Origin of the sequence: Devosia sp. (genome assembly GCF_017307495.1) — a bacterium.
In the GTDB taxonomy this organism is placed as follows: domain Bacteria; phylum Pseudomonadota; class Alphaproteobacteria; order Rhizobiales; family Devosiaceae; genus Devosia_A.
The window spans coordinates 67,784-82,195 of sequence record NZ_JAFKHE010000012.1; the positions used below are offsets into that span (position 1 = coordinate 67,784).

13 protein-coding genes and 1 tRNA gene are annotated in these 14,412 nt (G+C 66.8%); 7 read left to right on the top strand and 7 right to left on the bottom strand.

Annotated elements, in window-relative coordinates:
* The first annotated feature begins 4 nt into the window (after window positions 1–4).
* Complete coding sequence (glmS, locus tag J0I99_RS00870) at window positions 5–1,831, top strand: glutamine--fructose-6-phosphate transaminase (isomerizing) (protein WP_291395204.1); 1,827 nt, start codon at window positions 5–7, stop codon at window positions 1,829–1,831.
* Entirely contained in the window at window positions 1,824–2,210 is a 387-nt protein-coding gene (locus tag J0I99_RS00875) for a DUF2237 domain-containing protein (protein ID WP_291395206.1), read from the top strand. The genes glmS and J0I99_RS00875 overlap by 8 nt, the downstream gene beginning before the upstream one ends.
* On the opposite strand, the gene J0I99_RS00880 is transcribed toward J0I99_RS00875, so the two are convergent.
* Window positions 2,211–2,627, bottom strand: a complete 417-nt coding sequence (locus tag J0I99_RS00880) for a GNAT family acetyltransferase (protein ID WP_291395208.1) — start codon at window positions 2,625–2,627, stop codon at window positions 2,211–2,213.
* 6 nt (window positions 2,628–2,633) lie between these two features.
* On the bottom strand, window positions 2,634–4,742 hold the full coding sequence (gene recG / locus J0I99_RS00885; RefSeq protein ID WP_291395210.1) for an ATP-dependent DNA helicase RecG: 2,109 nt from the start codon (window positions 4,740–4,742) through the stop codon (window positions 2,634–2,636).
* A gap of 152 nt (window positions 4,743–4,894) precedes the next feature.
* On the opposite strand from recG, the gene J0I99_RS00890 reads away from it, so the two are divergent.
* The 3 genes from J0I99_RS00890 (at window position 4,895) to J0I99_RS00900 (ending at window position 9,452) form a co-directional block, all read left to right on the top strand.
* On the top strand, window positions 4,895–5,140 hold the full coding sequence (locus tag J0I99_RS00890; protein ID WP_291395212.1) for a succinate dehydrogenase assembly factor 2: 246 nt from the start codon (window positions 4,895–4,897) through the stop codon (window positions 5,138–5,140).
* Window positions 5,137–8,637 carry a transcription-repair coupling factor gene (mfd, locus tag J0I99_RS00895; RefSeq protein ID WP_291395214.1) on the top strand — a complete coding sequence of 1,167 codons (3,501 nt, stop codon included), beginning with the start codon at window positions 5,137–5,139 and terminating at the stop codon, window positions 8,635–8,637. The genes J0I99_RS00890 and mfd overlap by 4 nt, the downstream gene beginning before the upstream one ends.
* Before the next feature lie 113 nt (window positions 8,638–8,750).
* On the top strand, window positions 8,751–9,452 hold the full coding sequence (locus J0I99_RS00900) for an invasion associated locus B family protein (protein ID WP_291395215.1): 702 nt from the start codon (window positions 8,751–8,753) through the stop codon (window positions 9,450–9,452).
* Window positions 9,453–9,505: 53 nt separating this feature from the next.
* Here J0I99_RS00900 and J0I99_RS00905 read toward each other — a convergent pair whose 3' ends face one another.
* The 3 genes from J0I99_RS00905 to J0I99_RS00915 are packed head-to-tail and all read right to left on the bottom strand — an operon-like array spanning window position 9,506 to window position 11,596.
* A complete protein-coding gene (locus tag J0I99_RS00905; protein ID WP_291395216.1) occupies window positions 9,506–10,666 on the bottom strand; it encodes an FAD-dependent monooxygenase in 1,161 nt (386 codons plus the stop codon).
* On the bottom strand, window positions 10,663–11,136 hold the full coding sequence (locus J0I99_RS00910) for a DUF6691 family protein (RefSeq protein WP_291395217.1): 474 nt from the start codon (window positions 11,134–11,136) through the stop codon (window positions 10,663–10,665). The genes J0I99_RS00905 and J0I99_RS00910 overlap by 4 nt, the downstream gene beginning before the upstream one ends.
* Before the next feature lies 1 nt (window position 11,137).
* Entirely contained in the window at window positions 11,138–11,596 is a 459-nt protein-coding gene (locus J0I99_RS00915) for a YeeE/YedE family protein (protein WP_291395218.1), read from the bottom strand.
* Between the two features lie 192 nt (window positions 11,597–11,788).
* On the opposite strand from J0I99_RS00915, the gene J0I99_RS00920 reads away from it, so the two are divergent.
* Entirely contained in the window at window positions 11,789–12,760 is a 972-nt protein-coding gene (locus tag J0I99_RS00920) for a quinone oxidoreductase (protein WP_291395220.1), read from the top strand.
* A gap of 29 nt (window positions 12,761–12,789) precedes the next feature.
* Window positions 12,790–12,879, top strand: a tRNA-Ser gene (locus tag J0I99_RS00925).
* A gap of 253 nt (window positions 12,880–13,132) precedes the next feature.
* Here the strand turns inward: J0I99_RS00925 and J0I99_RS00930 are convergent.
* On the bottom strand, window positions 13,133–13,684 hold the full coding sequence (locus J0I99_RS00930; protein ID WP_291395222.1) for a class I SAM-dependent methyltransferase: 552 nt from the start codon (window positions 13,682–13,684) through the stop codon (window positions 13,133–13,135).
* A 150-nt stretch (window positions 13,685–13,834) separates the two neighbouring features.
* A complete protein-coding gene (locus J0I99_RS00935; RefSeq protein ID WP_291395224.1) occupies window positions 13,835–14,383 on the bottom strand; it encodes a dihydrofolate reductase in 549 nt (182 codons plus the stop codon).
* Window positions 14,384–14,412: the final 29 nt, after the last annotated feature.

Here is a 14,412-nt window from a genome sequence, read left to right on the forward strand (position 1 = left end):
ACGAATGTGCGGCATCGTCGGGATCATCGGAGTTGAACCGGTTGCACCGCGGCTGGTGGACGCGCTGAAGCGGCTCGAGTATCGCGGCTACGACAGCGCCGGCGTGGCGACGCTGGAAGGCGGCCAGATCAACCGGCGCAGGGCCGAGGGCAAGCTCGGCAACCTGGCGCAGAAGCTGAGCTTCGAACCGCTGAGCGGCAATATCGGCATCGGCCATACCCGCTGGGCGACGCATGGCGCGCCGACCGAGGGCAATGCCCATCCGCACGCGACCGAGAAGGTCGCCGTGGTCCACAACGGCATCATCGAGAACTTCCGCGAACTGCTCGCCGACCTCGCCAAGGACGGCTACCTGCCCAAGACGCAGACCGACACGGAGTCGGTGGCGCTCTGGGTCACCCGCGAACTCGATCGCGGCCTCGACCCGGAGATGGCCGTAGCCCGCACGCTGAAATCGCTGCGCGGCGCATTTGCGCTGGCCTTCATGTTCAAGGGCGAGGACGCGCTGCTGATCGCTGCGCGCTCGGGCGCGCCCCTCGCCATCGGCTACGGTGCGACGGAGATGTATCTCGGCTCGGACGCGATGGCGCTGGCCCCGTTCACCTCGCGGCTGAGCTATCTGCTCGACGGCGACTGGGCCGTGCTGACCAAGAACGGCGTGACCATCCGTGACGGCTCCGATGCCATCGTGCAGCGCGAGATGCTGGTCTCCAACGCTTCGGCGCTGCTGGTCGACAAGGGCAACCACCGCCACTTCATGGCCAAGGAGATCTACGAGCAGCCCGAGACCATCTCGCATACGCTCAGCCACTATGTGGACATGGGCACCGAGAAAGTGGCGCTGCGCGAGAGGTTGCCGTTCGACTTTGCCCAGCTGTCGCGACTGACCATATCGGCGTGCGGCACGGCCTCGTTCGCCGGCATCGTCGCCAAATATTGGTTCGAGCGCTACGCCCGTCTGCCGGTCGATGTCGACGTGGCCTCGGAGTTCCGCTACCGCGAGCCCCCGCTCGAGCGGGGCGGCCTCAGCCTCTTCATCTCGCAGTCCGGCGAGACCGCCGACACGCTGGCGGCGCTGCGCTACTGCGCCAGGGAAGGCCAGCACGTCGCGTCGCTGTTGAACTCACCTGAGAGCACCATGGCCCGCGAAAGCCAGGTGGTGTTCCCGACCCTGTGTGGGCCGGAGATCGGTGTCGCCTCGACCAAGGCCTTCACCGCGCAGCTGACCGCGCTCGCCAGCCTTGCCATCGCAGCGGGCGTGGCGCGCGGCAAGATTGCGCCGGCAGTCGAGGCGGAACTCGTGCGCAGCCTCACGGCGCTGCCGTCGGCGGTGTCGGCCGCGCTCGCCCTGGAAGGACAGATCGAGGAGATCGCCAAGCGGCTGTCGAAGGCCAAGGACGTGCTCTATCTCGGTCGCGGCCAGATGTTCCCCATCGCCATGGAAGGCGCGCTGAAGCTGAAGGAAATCAGCTACATCCACGCCGAAGCCTATGCGGCGGGTGAACTGAAGCACGGTCCGATCGCGCTGGTCGACGAACTGATGCCGGTGATCGTCGTCGCGCCGTCGGACGAGCTGATGGAAAAGACCCTCTCCAACATGCAGGAGGTTGCGGCGCGCGGCGGCAGGATCATCCTCATAACCGATGAGGAGGGCGCGCGGATCGCCGGTCATGGCGTCGGCGACATCCTCGTGCTGCCGAAGGTGTCGAACTTCGTCGCCCCGATCCTCGCCACCATCCCGGTGCAGCTGCTCGCCTATCACACCGCCACCTTCATGGGCACGGACGTCGACCAGCCGCGCAACCTGGCCAAGAGCGTGACGGTTGAATAAGCCGTTCTTCGAGCACGAGCCGGAGCTGAACGTCTTCGGCGAACCGCTGCAGCTCTGTTCGGTGAACCCGCTGACCGGGTTCTTCCGCAACGGCAACTGCATCACCGGGCCGCTCGACGAAGGGCGGCACACTGTCTGTGCGGTGATGAGCGACGCCTTCCTCGCCTTCTCGAAGTCGCGCGGCAACGACCTCACGACGCCGATGCCCGAGTACGCGTTTCCCGGCCTCAGGGCCGGCGACCGCTGGTGCCTCGTCGTGCTCCGCTGGGTCGAGGCGCTGGAAGCCGGGATGGCGCCGCAGGTGGTTCTGGGCGCCACGCACCAGTCGGTACTGAAATACGTCGAGATCGACGTGCTCAGGAAGTATGCGGTGGACTGACTAGTCAGCGATCAGCCGGCGACCGAGGCTCAGGGAATCGTGCCGTTCGTAGCCCAGGCGGTCGTAGAACTTCAGCACGCCCTCGTTCTCGCCGCGCACCAGCAGGTTGATTTTCGGGCAGCCCATCAGGGTTAGGCGGCGCTCCAGTTCGGCGAGGATCGCGGCGCCAAATCCACTGCCGGCGTATGCCTCCGCGGCGGCGAGGTAGTAGACCGAGCCGCGATGGCCATCGTAGCCCCCCATCGCCGTGGCGACGATCGTGCCATCGAGTTCGCCGACGAGGAACAGTTCAGGCTGGACCGCAAGCTTGCGCTCGATGTCCTTGAGTGGATCGTTCCAGGGACGCGCGAGACCGCGGGCTTGCCAAAGGCCGATGACCGGGTCCGTGTCGCGGCGTTCGAAGGGGCGGATGTGCATTGGAGGTCAGCCGGCTCGGAGGAGTGGAATCGCAAGGTCCTTGCGGAACAGGTAAAGCAGGATACGGAGCGCCTCGCCATCGGGTCCGGTGAGGCCCGGGTTAAGCGTCAGGGCGCTCCTGGCGTCCTCGTGCGCCCACTCGAGCAGGTGGCGGTGCACGTCGGGCACGGCGAGGTGGTAGCCGGGCATGCCCGACTGGCGCGTGCCGAGTACGTCGCCCTGGCCGCGCAGCTCGAGGTCCTTCTCGGCGATCTCGAAACCGTCCTCGGTGCGCTTGATGGTGTCGAGGCGCGCCTGGGCAGTTTCGCTCAGCGGCTCCTTGTAGAGCAGGAGACAGGCCGAGCGCTGGCTGCCCCGGCCGACACGACCGCGCAACTGGTGGAGCTGGGCGAGGCCGAAGCGCTCGGCATGCTCGATGATCATGATGGTGGCGTTGGGCACGTCCACGCCCACTTCGATTACCGTGGTCGCGACGAGGATCTTGGCCTCGTTGCGCTGGAAGAGGTCCATGGCGTCCTGCTTGGCGGCGGCGCTCATCCGCCCGTGGATCAGCACCACCTGGTCCCCAAAGACCTTCTTCAGCTCGGCGAACCGGTCCTCGGCCGCGACGACCTCCAGGGTCTCGCTCTCCTCGACGAGCGGACACACCCAGAAGGCCTGCGCGCCCTCGTCGATGCGCGCCTTGAGGCGCTGCACCACGCGGGCATACTCGGAAATGGAGGTCACTGCCGTGTCGATCGGCTGTCGTCCACGCGGCTTCTCGCGCAGGATGCTGACCGCCATGTCGCCGAAATGGGTGAGGACCAGCGTGCGCGGGATCGGCGTCGCCGTCATCACCAGCAGGTCGGCATGCGAGCCTTTCTCGCTGAGGGCAAGGCGCTGGTGGACGCCGAAGCGGTGCTGCTCGTCGACCACGGTCAGGCCCAGATTGTGGAACTCGACGCCGGACTGAAACAGCGCATGGGTGCCGACGGCGACATGGCTCTCGCCGGTGCGCAGACGTTCGAGCGCGGCGCGGCGATCGCCGGCAGGCATCTTGCCGGTCAGCAGTTCGATGCCAAGGCCGGCCTTGACGCAGATCGGTGCGAGGGAACGGTAGTGCTGCGCGGCCAGCAGCTCGGTCGGCGCCATCATGGCGGATTGCGCACCGCTTTCGGCTACAGCCGCCATCGCCATGAGCGCGACCACGGTCTTGCCGGCGCCGACGTCGCCCTGGACCAGGCGAGACATGCGTTCGGGTGCGGCGAGATCGTGTAGGATGTCACCAACCGCGAGGCGCTGGCCCTTGGTCAGCGTGTAGGGGAGGGCGGCGGTCACCGCGGCGGTGATGTCGCCGGTGAATGTGCGGGCGATGCCCCGGGGGGCGACGAGCTGCGAGCGCACGATCAGCAGGGCCAGCTGACCGGCAAGGTACTCGTCATAGGCGAGCCGCATCCGGTTCTTCGACCACAGCTGCGCATCGTCCGGCGTGTCGGGGACGTGCGAGCCGAACATGGCATCGTGGAAGGTCGGCCAGCCGAATTCCGCAACGCGCTCGGCGGGCATCCACTCCGGCAGTTGCGGCAGGGTATCGAGCACCTGGCGCGTCAGCTTGATCAGGGCGCGCGAGCTCAGGCCATGGGTGAGCGGATAGACCGGCTCGACCAGCGGCATGTCCTCGAACTTGTCGGCCTCGACAACATAGTCCGGATGAGTGATCTGCTTCTCGCCGTTGAAGAAGCCGATCGTGCCGGAGACATAGCGGGTCTCGCCAACGGGCAGGAGCTTCTCCACCCAGCCGCCTTGGGCGCGGAAGTAGACCAGCTGGATTTCGCCGGTCTCGTCATGCGCGAACACCCGGTGCGGCACGTTCGGACGGCCGCGCGGCGGCGGCTGGTGGCGGTCGATGTGGAGCTTCAGCGTGGCGATGTTGTTGTGAACGGCGCCCGCGATGCCCTCCATGCGACGCCGGTCGACCACGCCCGTGGGCATGTGCATCAAGAGGTCGAGCGCAATCGCTTCCTGCCCTTCGGGAGCACCGAAGAAGCGCGTCAGCAGCGCACTGAGTTGCGGGCCCACGCCCTTGATGGAGTGGAGCGACCGGAACAGGGGATCGAGGATGGACGGTCGAGACACGAGTCGGGCTAGCCTCCTGCGTGGGACCCTAGCGGAGAGTAGGATGCCGTGCCACGTGACACGCGGGACCCAAGCGCGTAAACAGCCTGTCGAAAATTCCCCGAGACCACCCGATCATGGCCCTTCAAAAAGACGCCGGTGAAGACTTGTCTATGCGGCTGCGCCGGCTGCGCTATCGCGCGTGGCATCGCGGCACCAAGGAAATGGACCTGCTGCTCGGTCCATACGCGGATGCGCGGCTCGAGGGCATGAGCGGCGATGAACTCGATCGCTTCGAGGGGCTTCTCGAAGAGGCCGATACGGACCTGCTCAAGTGGCTGATGGGCCAGGAGCCGAGCCCGGCCGGGGCGGATCGTGAGCTGCTCGCCGAACTCCTGAGGTTCCGGACCGCCAAATGACCACCGATCGCGCCGACCGCACCATTTCCAACGTTCCCGACGGGATGCAGCCGGTCGTCCTGGCGCGCCTCGTCGAGGAGCGGCTGAAGACACGCCCGGATGCGGCGGTGAGCGCCGTATTCGTCGCCCGCGATGGACGCCGCCTGCAACGCATGGCCGAGATCCTCGCCCAGCTGATGCCGGGGCACCAGATCCTGACGCTGCCGGCCTGGGACTGCCTGCCCTATGATCGCGTTTCGCCGAACGGGGTGACCATCGCGGCGCGCATGACGACCCTGTCGACCATCGCCAGCGGCGCGGGCAAGGGTGCGATCGTGCTTACCACGGTCAACGCGCTGGTCCAGAAGCTGCCGCCGCGCGACGTGGTGGCCTCGATGAGCTTTGCCGCGGCGGCGGGGCAGGTGGTCGACAGCGAGAAGCTGATCGCCTGGGCCGCCGGCAACGGCTACCTGCGTGTGCCCACGGTGCGCGAGGCGGGCGAGTTCGCCGTGCGCGGCGGGCTCGTCGATCTCTATCCGGCGGGCGCGGAGACGCCGCTGCGCTTCGACTTCTTCGGCCGCCAGCTCGAGACCATCCGCACCTTCGATCCGGACAGCCAGCGCACGACCGGCAACGTGAAGCGCATCGCGCTGGCGCCGATGAGCGAAGTGCTACTGAGCGAGGAGGCGATCCGTCGCTTCCGTGCCCGCTACACCACCATGTTCGGCGGCAACACCGTCGACGACCCGCTCTACGCCGCGGTCAGCGCCGGGCAGCGCTACCCGGGCATCGAGCACTGGCTCGCGTTCTTCTTCGAGGAACTCGACCACCTGGCCGCCTACACCGACGAGGCGCCGTTCGTCTTCGACGACCAGGCCAGGGAGGCTTTCGCCGACCGGCAGGCCCAGATCGCCGACTACTACCAGGCCCGCGAGGATGCGCGGCACGAGAAGCAGTCGGGGCAGGGGGCCGCTCCGTACAAGCCGGTGCCGCCTGACCAGCTCTACGAAATGGAGCGGCCGATCTACAGCCTCGCGCCCGACAAGGGCGTGGTGCAGCTGTCTCCGTTCGTCGCGCCGGATGCGAAGAAGGCGGACGATGCCGGCGGGCGCATCGCGCCGAGCTTTGCCGCCGAACGGCAGGCGCAGGACGTCAACCTGTTCGAGGCGGTGGTGAAGCTGTTGCGCAGCGAGCGCAAGGCAGCGCGCAGGACCATCATCGCCTGCTGGTCGGAGGGCTCGCGCGACCGAATGGCGCAGGTGCTGGCCGACCACGGCCTCGCCCATCCGCGCATGGCCGAGAACTGGCGCGACGCCGAGACCACTTCGCCGGAGACCACGGCGCTGGTGGTGCTGGGCCTCGAGACCGGCTTCCAGACCGCCGACATGCTGGTGCTTTCCGAGCAGGACATCCTTGGCGAGCGCCTGCTGCGCCCGCAGAAGCGCAAGCGCGCCTCGGATGCGTTGACCGAGGCGGCCGGACTTGCCGCCGGCGACCTGGTCGTGCACGTCGACCACGGCATCGGACGCTTCCTGGGGCTCAAGACCATCGAGGTACAGGGCGCGCCGCACGACTGCGTCGAGATCGAATACGCCCAGAACACCAAGCTCTACCTGCCGGTCGAGAACATCGAACTGTTGTCGCGCTACGGCTCGGACTCGATCACCGAGCTCGACAAGCTCGGCGGCGTCGCCTGGCAGGCCAAGAAGAGCCGGCTCAAGAAGCGCATCCGCGAGATGGCGGATCAGCTCATCAAGATCGCCGCGCAGCGCCAGTTGCTCACCGTGCCGCCGATGGACGTGCAGCCGGGCCTCTACGAGGAGTTCGCGGCGCGCTTCCCCTACGACGAGACCGAGGACCAACTGGCCGCGATCGCCGCGGTGTTCGAGGACCTGTCCTCGGGCAAGGTCATGGATCGGTTGGTCTGCGGCGACGTCGGCTTCGGCAAGACCGAGGTGGCGCTGCGCGCCGCCTTCGCCGTGGCCATGTCCGGCCGGCAGGTCGCGGTGGTGGTGCCGACGACCCTGCTGTCGCGCCAGCACTTCCGCACCTTCACCGAGCGCTTCTCCGGGCTGCCCCTGCGCATTCGGCAGGCCTCGCGCCTCGTGTCGGCGAGCGAGCTCAAGTCCACCAAGGAAGAGCTTGATCGCGGCACCGTGGACATCGTCGTGGGCACGCACGCGCTGCTGTCGAAGTCGATCCGCTTCAAGGACCTGGGACTGCTCATCATCGACGAGGAGCAGCACTTCGGCGTCGGGCACAAGGAGCGGCTGAAGGAGCTGAAGGGCAACGTCCACGTACTGACGCTGACCGCGACGCCGATCCCGCGCACGCTGCAGCTGGCGCTGACCGGCGTTCGCGACCTGTCGCTGCTGGCGACGCCGCCGGTCGACCGGCTGGCCGTCCGCACGTTCGTGTCGCCGTTCGACCCGCTCTCGATCCGCGAAGCGCTGCTGCGCGAAAAGTATCGCGGCGGGCAGGCCTTCTATGTGGTGCCCAAGATCAAGGACCAGCCGGACATCGCCGAGTTCCTGCGCCAGCACGTGCCCGAGGTCAGCTACGTCGTCGCCAACGGCCAGATGCCGCCCGGCGAGCTCGACGACATCATGAACAATTTCTACGACGGCAAGTTCGACGTGCTGGTCTCGACCACGATCGTCGAATCCGGCCTCGACATCCCCAATGCCAATACGCTGGTGGTGCACCGGGCCGACAATTTCGGCCTCGCGCAGCTCTACCAGATCCGTGGACGCATCGGCAGGGCCAAGCAGCGGGCCTATGCGCTGTTCACCATCCCCGCCGACCGCAAGCTGAACGATACGGCCGAGCGGCGTCTCACCGTGCTGCAGTCGCTGGAGACGCTCGGCGCCAGCTTCCAGCTCGCCAGCCACGACCTCGACATCCGCGGCGCCGGCAACCTGCTCGGCGAGGAGCAGTCGGGTCATATCCGAGAGGTCGGCTTCGAGCTCTACCAGGCGATGCTCGAGGAGGCGGTGGCAGCGCTGCGCGACGGCGATGCGGACTACGAGGATCGCAATGAGTGGAGCCCGGCGATCTCGCTCGGCATGCCGGTGATGATCCCGGAGCACTACGTGCCCGACCTGACCCTGCGCATGCAGCTCTACCGGCGGCTCGGGGACCTCAGCGATGCGCGCGAGATCGATGCCGCGGGTGCCGAACTCATCGACCGCTTCGGACCGCTGCCGGAGGAGGTGGAAGCGCTGCTCAAGGTGATCCTCGTCAAGGCGCTGTGCCGCACCGCCAATGTGGAAAAGGTTGATGCCGGTCCGAAGGGCGCCGTGATCACCCTGCGGCACAGCGAGTTCCCCAATCCGGCGGGGCTGGTGCGCATGGTTTCGGACCCGGCGATGATGGTCCGCATCAAGCCTGATCAGAAACTCGTGTTCAGCCGCGATTGGCCGACTGCTGACGCACGGTTGAAAGGAACGGCGGCAATACTCGCGAAGATGGCCCGTCTGGCGACGGAATCGGGTGCTGCCGCAACACTCGCAGGTTAAAGCTTCCGGAAGTCGACTTAGCCATGCTATTGCCCGATTTCGTGCATTGAAGAGCGCACGAAACAGGGTGGCCGGGAGAGTCACCGATGGGTAGGACACCACAAGGAAATTCAATGACCCTCAAGAAGCTCGTCGTTGCCGGTTTCGCGGTCGCCGCGCTGATGATGCCCGCCTTCGGGGCTCTCGCGCAGGACGCGGCCCCCGCTGCTCCCGCCAACGGTGCGGCAGCGCCCGCTGCGGCGGCTCCGGCGGCCGCAACGCCGGCAGACCCGTCCAAGAACTGGCTCAAGGTCTGCGACCCGATCGCCGACGGCAAGAAGGCCTGCATCATGCGCCAGGTCGTTGTCGCCAACGGCCAGTTCCTTGGCTCGTTCCTGCTGCGCGACGACCCCGGCCAGGAAAGCCGGCTGCTCGCCGTTGCCGCCGTGCCGCTCGGGGTGCTGCTGCCGTTCGGCCTCACCTGGCAGATCGACGGCGGCAAGCCGATCCGCGTGCCGTTCATGCTCTGCGACCCGCAGAGCTGCGCGACCCAGCTGGTGATCAACGAAGCCTATGTGAACAGCCTCAAGAAGGGCGGCGTGCTCAAGCTCACCGCCAAGAACCGCCAGAACAAGGATCTGGTGATCGACATCAGCCTCGCCGGCTTTACCTCGGTCTATGATGGCGAGGCGGCCATGACCTTCGACGAGTTCAACAAGCAGGCGACAACGTCGACGGCGCTCGAGAAGCAGCTGCAGGATCGCGCCGAGCAGCTCCGCCAGCAGATGGGCACGGACGGCGCGACGCCGGCTCCGGCTCCGGCCGCGCCGCAATAAGCGGATCACATCGACACAAGCGGAAAGGGCGCCCTCGTGGCGCCCTTTGCATTTCAGGCGCGGCCCATGCCCAGGGCGAACGCGCGCTTCCGGAACGAGGGCAGGGACCGTAGCGCCCACAGACCGCCGGCTCGAAGCGCCTGGGCCGGGAGGAAGTCGCTGAGCAAAGAGCGGAACAGCGTGTCGACCAGGCTACCGGTCCGGTCGAGGTCATGCGCCCGGCGACGCGCGTAGTCCTCGCTGACCGCCACGGCCCAGCCGGGCTGGCTCCGATCGACGCCGCGCAACGCCGCAGCCAGGTCGGCCACGTCGCGCAGCCCGAGGTTCAGGCCCTGCGCCCCGATCGGCGGGAACGCATGCGCCGCCTCGCCTGCCAGCACGACGCCATCCAGGCCAGCGCGCGCTACGGTCAGCGTCGAGAGTAGGAACATGTGGGCGGGCGTCGACAGCGTGATGTCGCCGAACAGGCGCTGGGACTTGTCGATGAGCGTCTGCCGCAGAGCATCCGGGCCGGAGGCCTGTGCTGCCTTCAGCACGTCCCGATCGTCAATCCACACCAGATTGGCGCGCGATCCACCTGCTGGAACCAGTGTGAACGGCCCGTGCTCATAGTGGAATTCGACCGACGTGCCGCCGATGGGGCGGCCCAATTCCAGGTCGCAGACAAGTGCTGCCTCGGTAAATCCGTGCTCGCGGGCGCGGAAGTCCGCGGCAACCCGCACGAGTGACTTCTTGCCATCGGAACCGACCACCAGCGGTGCCACCACCACCGAGCCGTCGACCAGAGTGAGCTGCCATCCATCGGATGTCCGCTCGATCGCCGACAGGGCAAGCTCGCGCGTGTCGAGATTTGTGAGGCGTGAGCGCGCGGCCTCGAAGGCCTCGAGCAGGCCGATATTGGCAAAGTTCCAGCCGAAGGCCTGCAGCCCTGCCTCGCGGCTGTCGAACAGGGTCTCGGGGGCCCGGACCAGCCGGCTGGTCGCATCGATGATCCGGATCTGCGTCAGCGGATGCCCAAGTGCGGCCGGGTCCGAGATGAGCCCCGCCTCGAGCAGGAAGTCGACGCTCGGGCCCATCAGAGCGGAAGTGCGGCGATCGGGCGGCCCCTTGGGCGCCAGATGGAGGGTCCGGAGTCCGGCGCGTGCGACGGTTACCGCCGCCGCGACCCCGGCCAGGCCGCCACCGACTACAACTGCTTCGGGACCTTCACTCATCGCGCCAGCGCCAGCCTCCTGTCGTGCCCGCTCGGAATGACCAGGGCTCCTGCATAGGAGCCGATGAACATGGCGACAAGGAAAACCAGCAGATCGGGCGGCCAGAAGGCAATCAGCGCGATCGCCGGGCCCGGGCAGATGCCCGACATGCCCCAGCCGATACCGAACAGCGCCGCGCCCAGCACGAGCGGCGCATCGATGTGGTGGAACTCCGGCTCATTGAACTCGCTGGCGAACACCGGCGCGTTGCGGCGGCGGCCGATCCGCACCGCAACGAACATGACGGCGATCGCCGGGACGATGACGAAGGCGAGGCTCGGGTCCCATCCGCCGCTCGGGATGGCGGTGAAATCGAGGAACCGCAGCACCTTCAGCGGATCGACCATCTGGGACACGTACAGGCCGGCGCCGAAGAGGAGGCCGCTCAGCGCGGCCGTGGCGAGATAGGGCAGGCGTGTGGACGCGGTCATGTCAGACGATCCCGGTCAGCGTGACGGTGACAATGGCGACGGCGAAGAACACGCCCACGGCCACGAACGAGCGCTTCGACAGTCGCGCGAGGCCGCAAACGCCGTGCCCGGACGTGCAGCCATTGCCGATCTTGGTGCCGAAGCCGATGAGCAGCCCGGAGACAGCGATCCAGAGCGGGGCGGGAACGGACCACCCGGCTGGCGGCGCGGCAAGCCGGGCCGGCTGCCCACCGGGGCCGCCGACGCCGAGCCCCGGCAGCAGGTAGGACGCAGCGAGCGCCCCGAGCACCAGGGCCACGAGGAAGACGAGGCGCCAGATCACGGTCCGGGCGGGCGGGAGCAACTGGCCGAACAGTCCCGAGATGCCGGCGATGCGGCCGTTGCCCAGCCACAGCAGCGCCGAGGCAAGGCCGATGAGCACGCCACCGGCAAGGGCGGGAATGGGGGAGAACGAGTCCATGGGGAATTCCTGAGGAAGTACTGAGCGTTATTTTAGCAGCCGCCGCTGCCCCACAACAGGCGTCGGAGCGGGGCAACATACCCTTGCGCGATGCTGCGATGAAAAACCGCACTCATTTGGGATGCCGTCACGCACTCTTCCAACCTGGAGCATCCCTCCCTAGTCTACGCCGCAAAAGCGAAGGAGAGCCGCATGACCAAGGCATTTGTCGTCCGCGAGTACGGTGGCCCGGAGCAGCTCAGGCTGGAGGACGTCGATGTCGGCGCTCCGGGCCAGGGGCAACTCAAGATCCGCAACCGAGCGATCGGGCTCAACTTCGTCGACGTCTACCAGCGAACCGGGCTCTACAAGACGCCGCTGCCATTCACGGCCGGCAACGAGGGGGCGGGGGACGTGGTGGCAGTCGGCCCCGGCGTCACCGATTTCGCCGTGGGCGACCGAATCGCCTATCAGGGACCGATCGGAGCCTATGCCGAGGAGCGCATCCTGCCGGCCGACAAGGCCGTTCGCCTGCCGCCGGCGATCAGCTACGAGGTGGCCGCGGCGTCGCTCCTGAAGGGCGCGACGGCGTTCTACCTGCTGCACTGGACCCATACCCTGAAGGCAGACGAGACCATCCTCGTCCACGCCGCCGCAGGGGGCACCGGGCAAATCCTCACCCAATGGGCCAAGGCCATCGGGGCCCGGGTGATCGGTACCGCCGGCTCGGACGAGAAGTGCAACATTGTACGCGGCAACGGCGCCGATCTGGCCATCAACTACAAGAGCGATGACTTCGTCGCCCGCGTGAAGGAGTTCACCGGCGGCCGGGGGGTGGACGTGGTCTATGACGGGGTCGGTGCCGTCACGTTCGAGCCGTCGCTCGACTGCCTCAAGGTGCGCGGCCTGATGGTGAGCTTCGGCAACGCATCAGGGCCGGTGTCGATTCCCCGCCTGGGCATTCTGGCCGACAAGGGCTCGCTCTATGTGACCCGCCCCACGGGAGCCGGATACTTCCGGACCGCGAACGACCTGCGCGTGGCGGCCGACGCCCTGTTCAACCTGATCGAACTGGGGCGCATCAAGGTGGCGATCGACCAGACCTGGCCGCTGGCACAGGCGGTCGAGGCACATCGTGCGCTCGAGGCGCGCCAGACGACGGGGTCGACGCTGCTCTTGCCCTGATCGGGAGGGACGGCTAAACGGCTGGCGTCGGGCAGGTGGCAGAGCGGTTGATTGCTCCGGTCTTGAAAACCGGCGAACGTGCAAGCGTTCCGGGGGTTCGAATCCCTCCCTGCCCGCCACCTTCTCAAATCGCCGTCGATTTCATTTGGCTTTTTCGCTCCATTCCCGCATCAGGTTCCGAGGTGCGGGGAGAACGTTGTTCGCGATTAGTTCACCACAAGCGACCCCAAGTAGAGATGCCGCCGCATTCCCCAGCCGCTCGCGGTCGACCGACCTGGTGTAGAGCTCAGCATGCTCGAGAGTGACCCATCCCCACATCGCCATCAGCTCATGCGTCGAAGAGCGGCACCATCGCTGAGTGCGCTTACCCGATCAGTAGTTGGCGATGACGCAAATGGTCCCCTTTTTCCTGCCCCGCACCTCCGATCGCACCAGCCGGTAGTCAGCAGAGAGCGATCGGAACTTGGCCAGCCAGACCTCCGGCGGAAAGATCGACAGGTGACTGTGCCCGTCATCGTAGCAGGCGATGACGTGGAAGTTGTGCTGGGCGGCAATATGGATGCTGGCCAAGACACCATCCACGGCATCGGGGGCAAAATGCTCGAGCACATCGGCCGAGCAGATCAGATCGACCGATGGGAGTGGATGCCGGGTGACGTCGGCGATGATCAGTTCGACGTTCGCAGGCATGCCCTTGGCGACGGGCGATGCGGCCCAGTCGACGCCGATTACCCGGTCAACTCGCTTCGCTGCCTCAGTCAGGAAGCGGCCATTGCCAAATCCGATCTCGAGCAGGGATTTCGGTTGGCAGGACAGTACGTTGTCCACTTCCGGCATAAGCCAGTTGTTTTCTTTATAGCCGGAAGATTCGGAGTGCAGTTTGCCGTAGTACTCCGCCGTCATGTGCTCGCGTCGTTTAGCCATTGGGTGCTTTACACGCGATTTGTTCAGACCGAGCCAAGAAAACATCAAAAGCATACCCTTGAAAAACGAAGCCCTGCTTGACGCGGGCGACGGACCTTAGCGTGACTTGGCCTCACGGTCCACACACCTATGCTGCGGCTCGCCTGCGGGTCAGGGGCGAATCCAATTCGTCTGGACGACGCCGATCTCGATTACGTCCATATCTCGCGCCTCAAGGCCTGCGCCGGGCAGGACAAACCGTGGATGGCCCTTGCTGAAGCAGGCGACGCCGCCGGGCAGCATGAGGTGCCGCACCTCGGACAGCACGAACCGATCGTAGTGCGGCAGGAAAAGATCGAAGGTGGCCGTTCCGCCGGTGATCGCGATCGTCCCGTCGTCGATGCCGACGCGATCCAGAACGGCCTCGATTGGCAGCCCGGCGGGATTCCAGAAGGTGGCGCGGGGATCGGCCGGGTCGGCGGCAAAGTCGGCAACCGAGCGCGTGAGCACGAGCCGGCGACGGCCTGGGTTGGGGTGGCGGCTGTGTCCGAGACGGCCGAGAACAACAAGGGCGGCGCGGTCGAGCGCGGCCTGGAACAACCGCCAGTCGGCGTCGCTGCGAAGGGCATCCGGCATGCTGCCGTCAGCGGCGGCGATCATGCCGTCTTCGGACACGATGGCGTGGCCCTCGACGACGACTGTGGTTCCGGGGATCGGCATGGATCGGCTGTAGCGAGTGTCGCGACAGG

Bases quoted from the DNA above. Each gene is read 5' to 3' on its own strand.
- J0I99_RS00890 (WP_291395212.1), top strand. From the start codon at position 4,895: ATGCGGCTGCGCCGGCTGCGCTATCGCGCGTGGCATCGCGGCACCAAG.
- glmS (WP_291395204.1), top strand. From the start codon at position 5: ATGTGCGGCATCGTCGGGATCATCGGAGTTGAACCGGTTGCACCGCGG.
- J0I99_RS00910 (WP_291395217.1), bottom strand. From the start codon at position 11,136: ATGACCGCGTCCACACGCCTGCCCTATCTCGCCACGGCCGCGCTGAGC.
- J0I99_RS00905 (WP_291395216.1), bottom strand. From the start codon at position 10,666: ATGAGTGAAGGTCCCGAAGCAGTTGTAGTCGGTGGCGGCCTGGCCGGG.
- mfd (WP_291395214.1), top strand. From the start codon at position 5,137: ATGACCACCGATCGCGCCGACCGCACCATTTCCAACGTTCCCGACGGG.
- J0I99_RS00915 (WP_291395218.1), bottom strand. From the start codon at position 11,596: ATGGACTCGTTCTCCCCCATTCCCGCCCTTGCCGGTGGCGTGCTCATC.
- J0I99_RS00920 (WP_291395220.1), top strand. From the start codon at position 11,789: ATGACCAAGGCATTTGTCGTCCGCGAGTACGGTGGCCCGGAGCAGCTC.
- J0I99_RS00880 (WP_291395208.1), bottom strand. From the start codon at position 2,627: ATGCACATCCGCCCCTTCGAACGCCGCGACACGGACCCGGTCATCGGC.
- J0I99_RS00935 (WP_291395224.1), bottom strand. From the start codon at position 14,383: ATGCCGATCCCCGGAACCACAGTCGTCGTCGAGGGCCACGCCATCGTG.
- J0I99_RS00930 (WP_291395222.1), bottom strand. From the start codon at position 13,684: ATGGCTAAACGACGCGAGCACATGACGGCGGAGTACTACGGCAAACTG.
- J0I99_RS00900 (WP_291395215.1), top strand. From the start codon at position 8,751: ATGACCCTCAAGAAGCTCGTCGTTGCCGGTTTCGCGGTCGCCGCGCTG.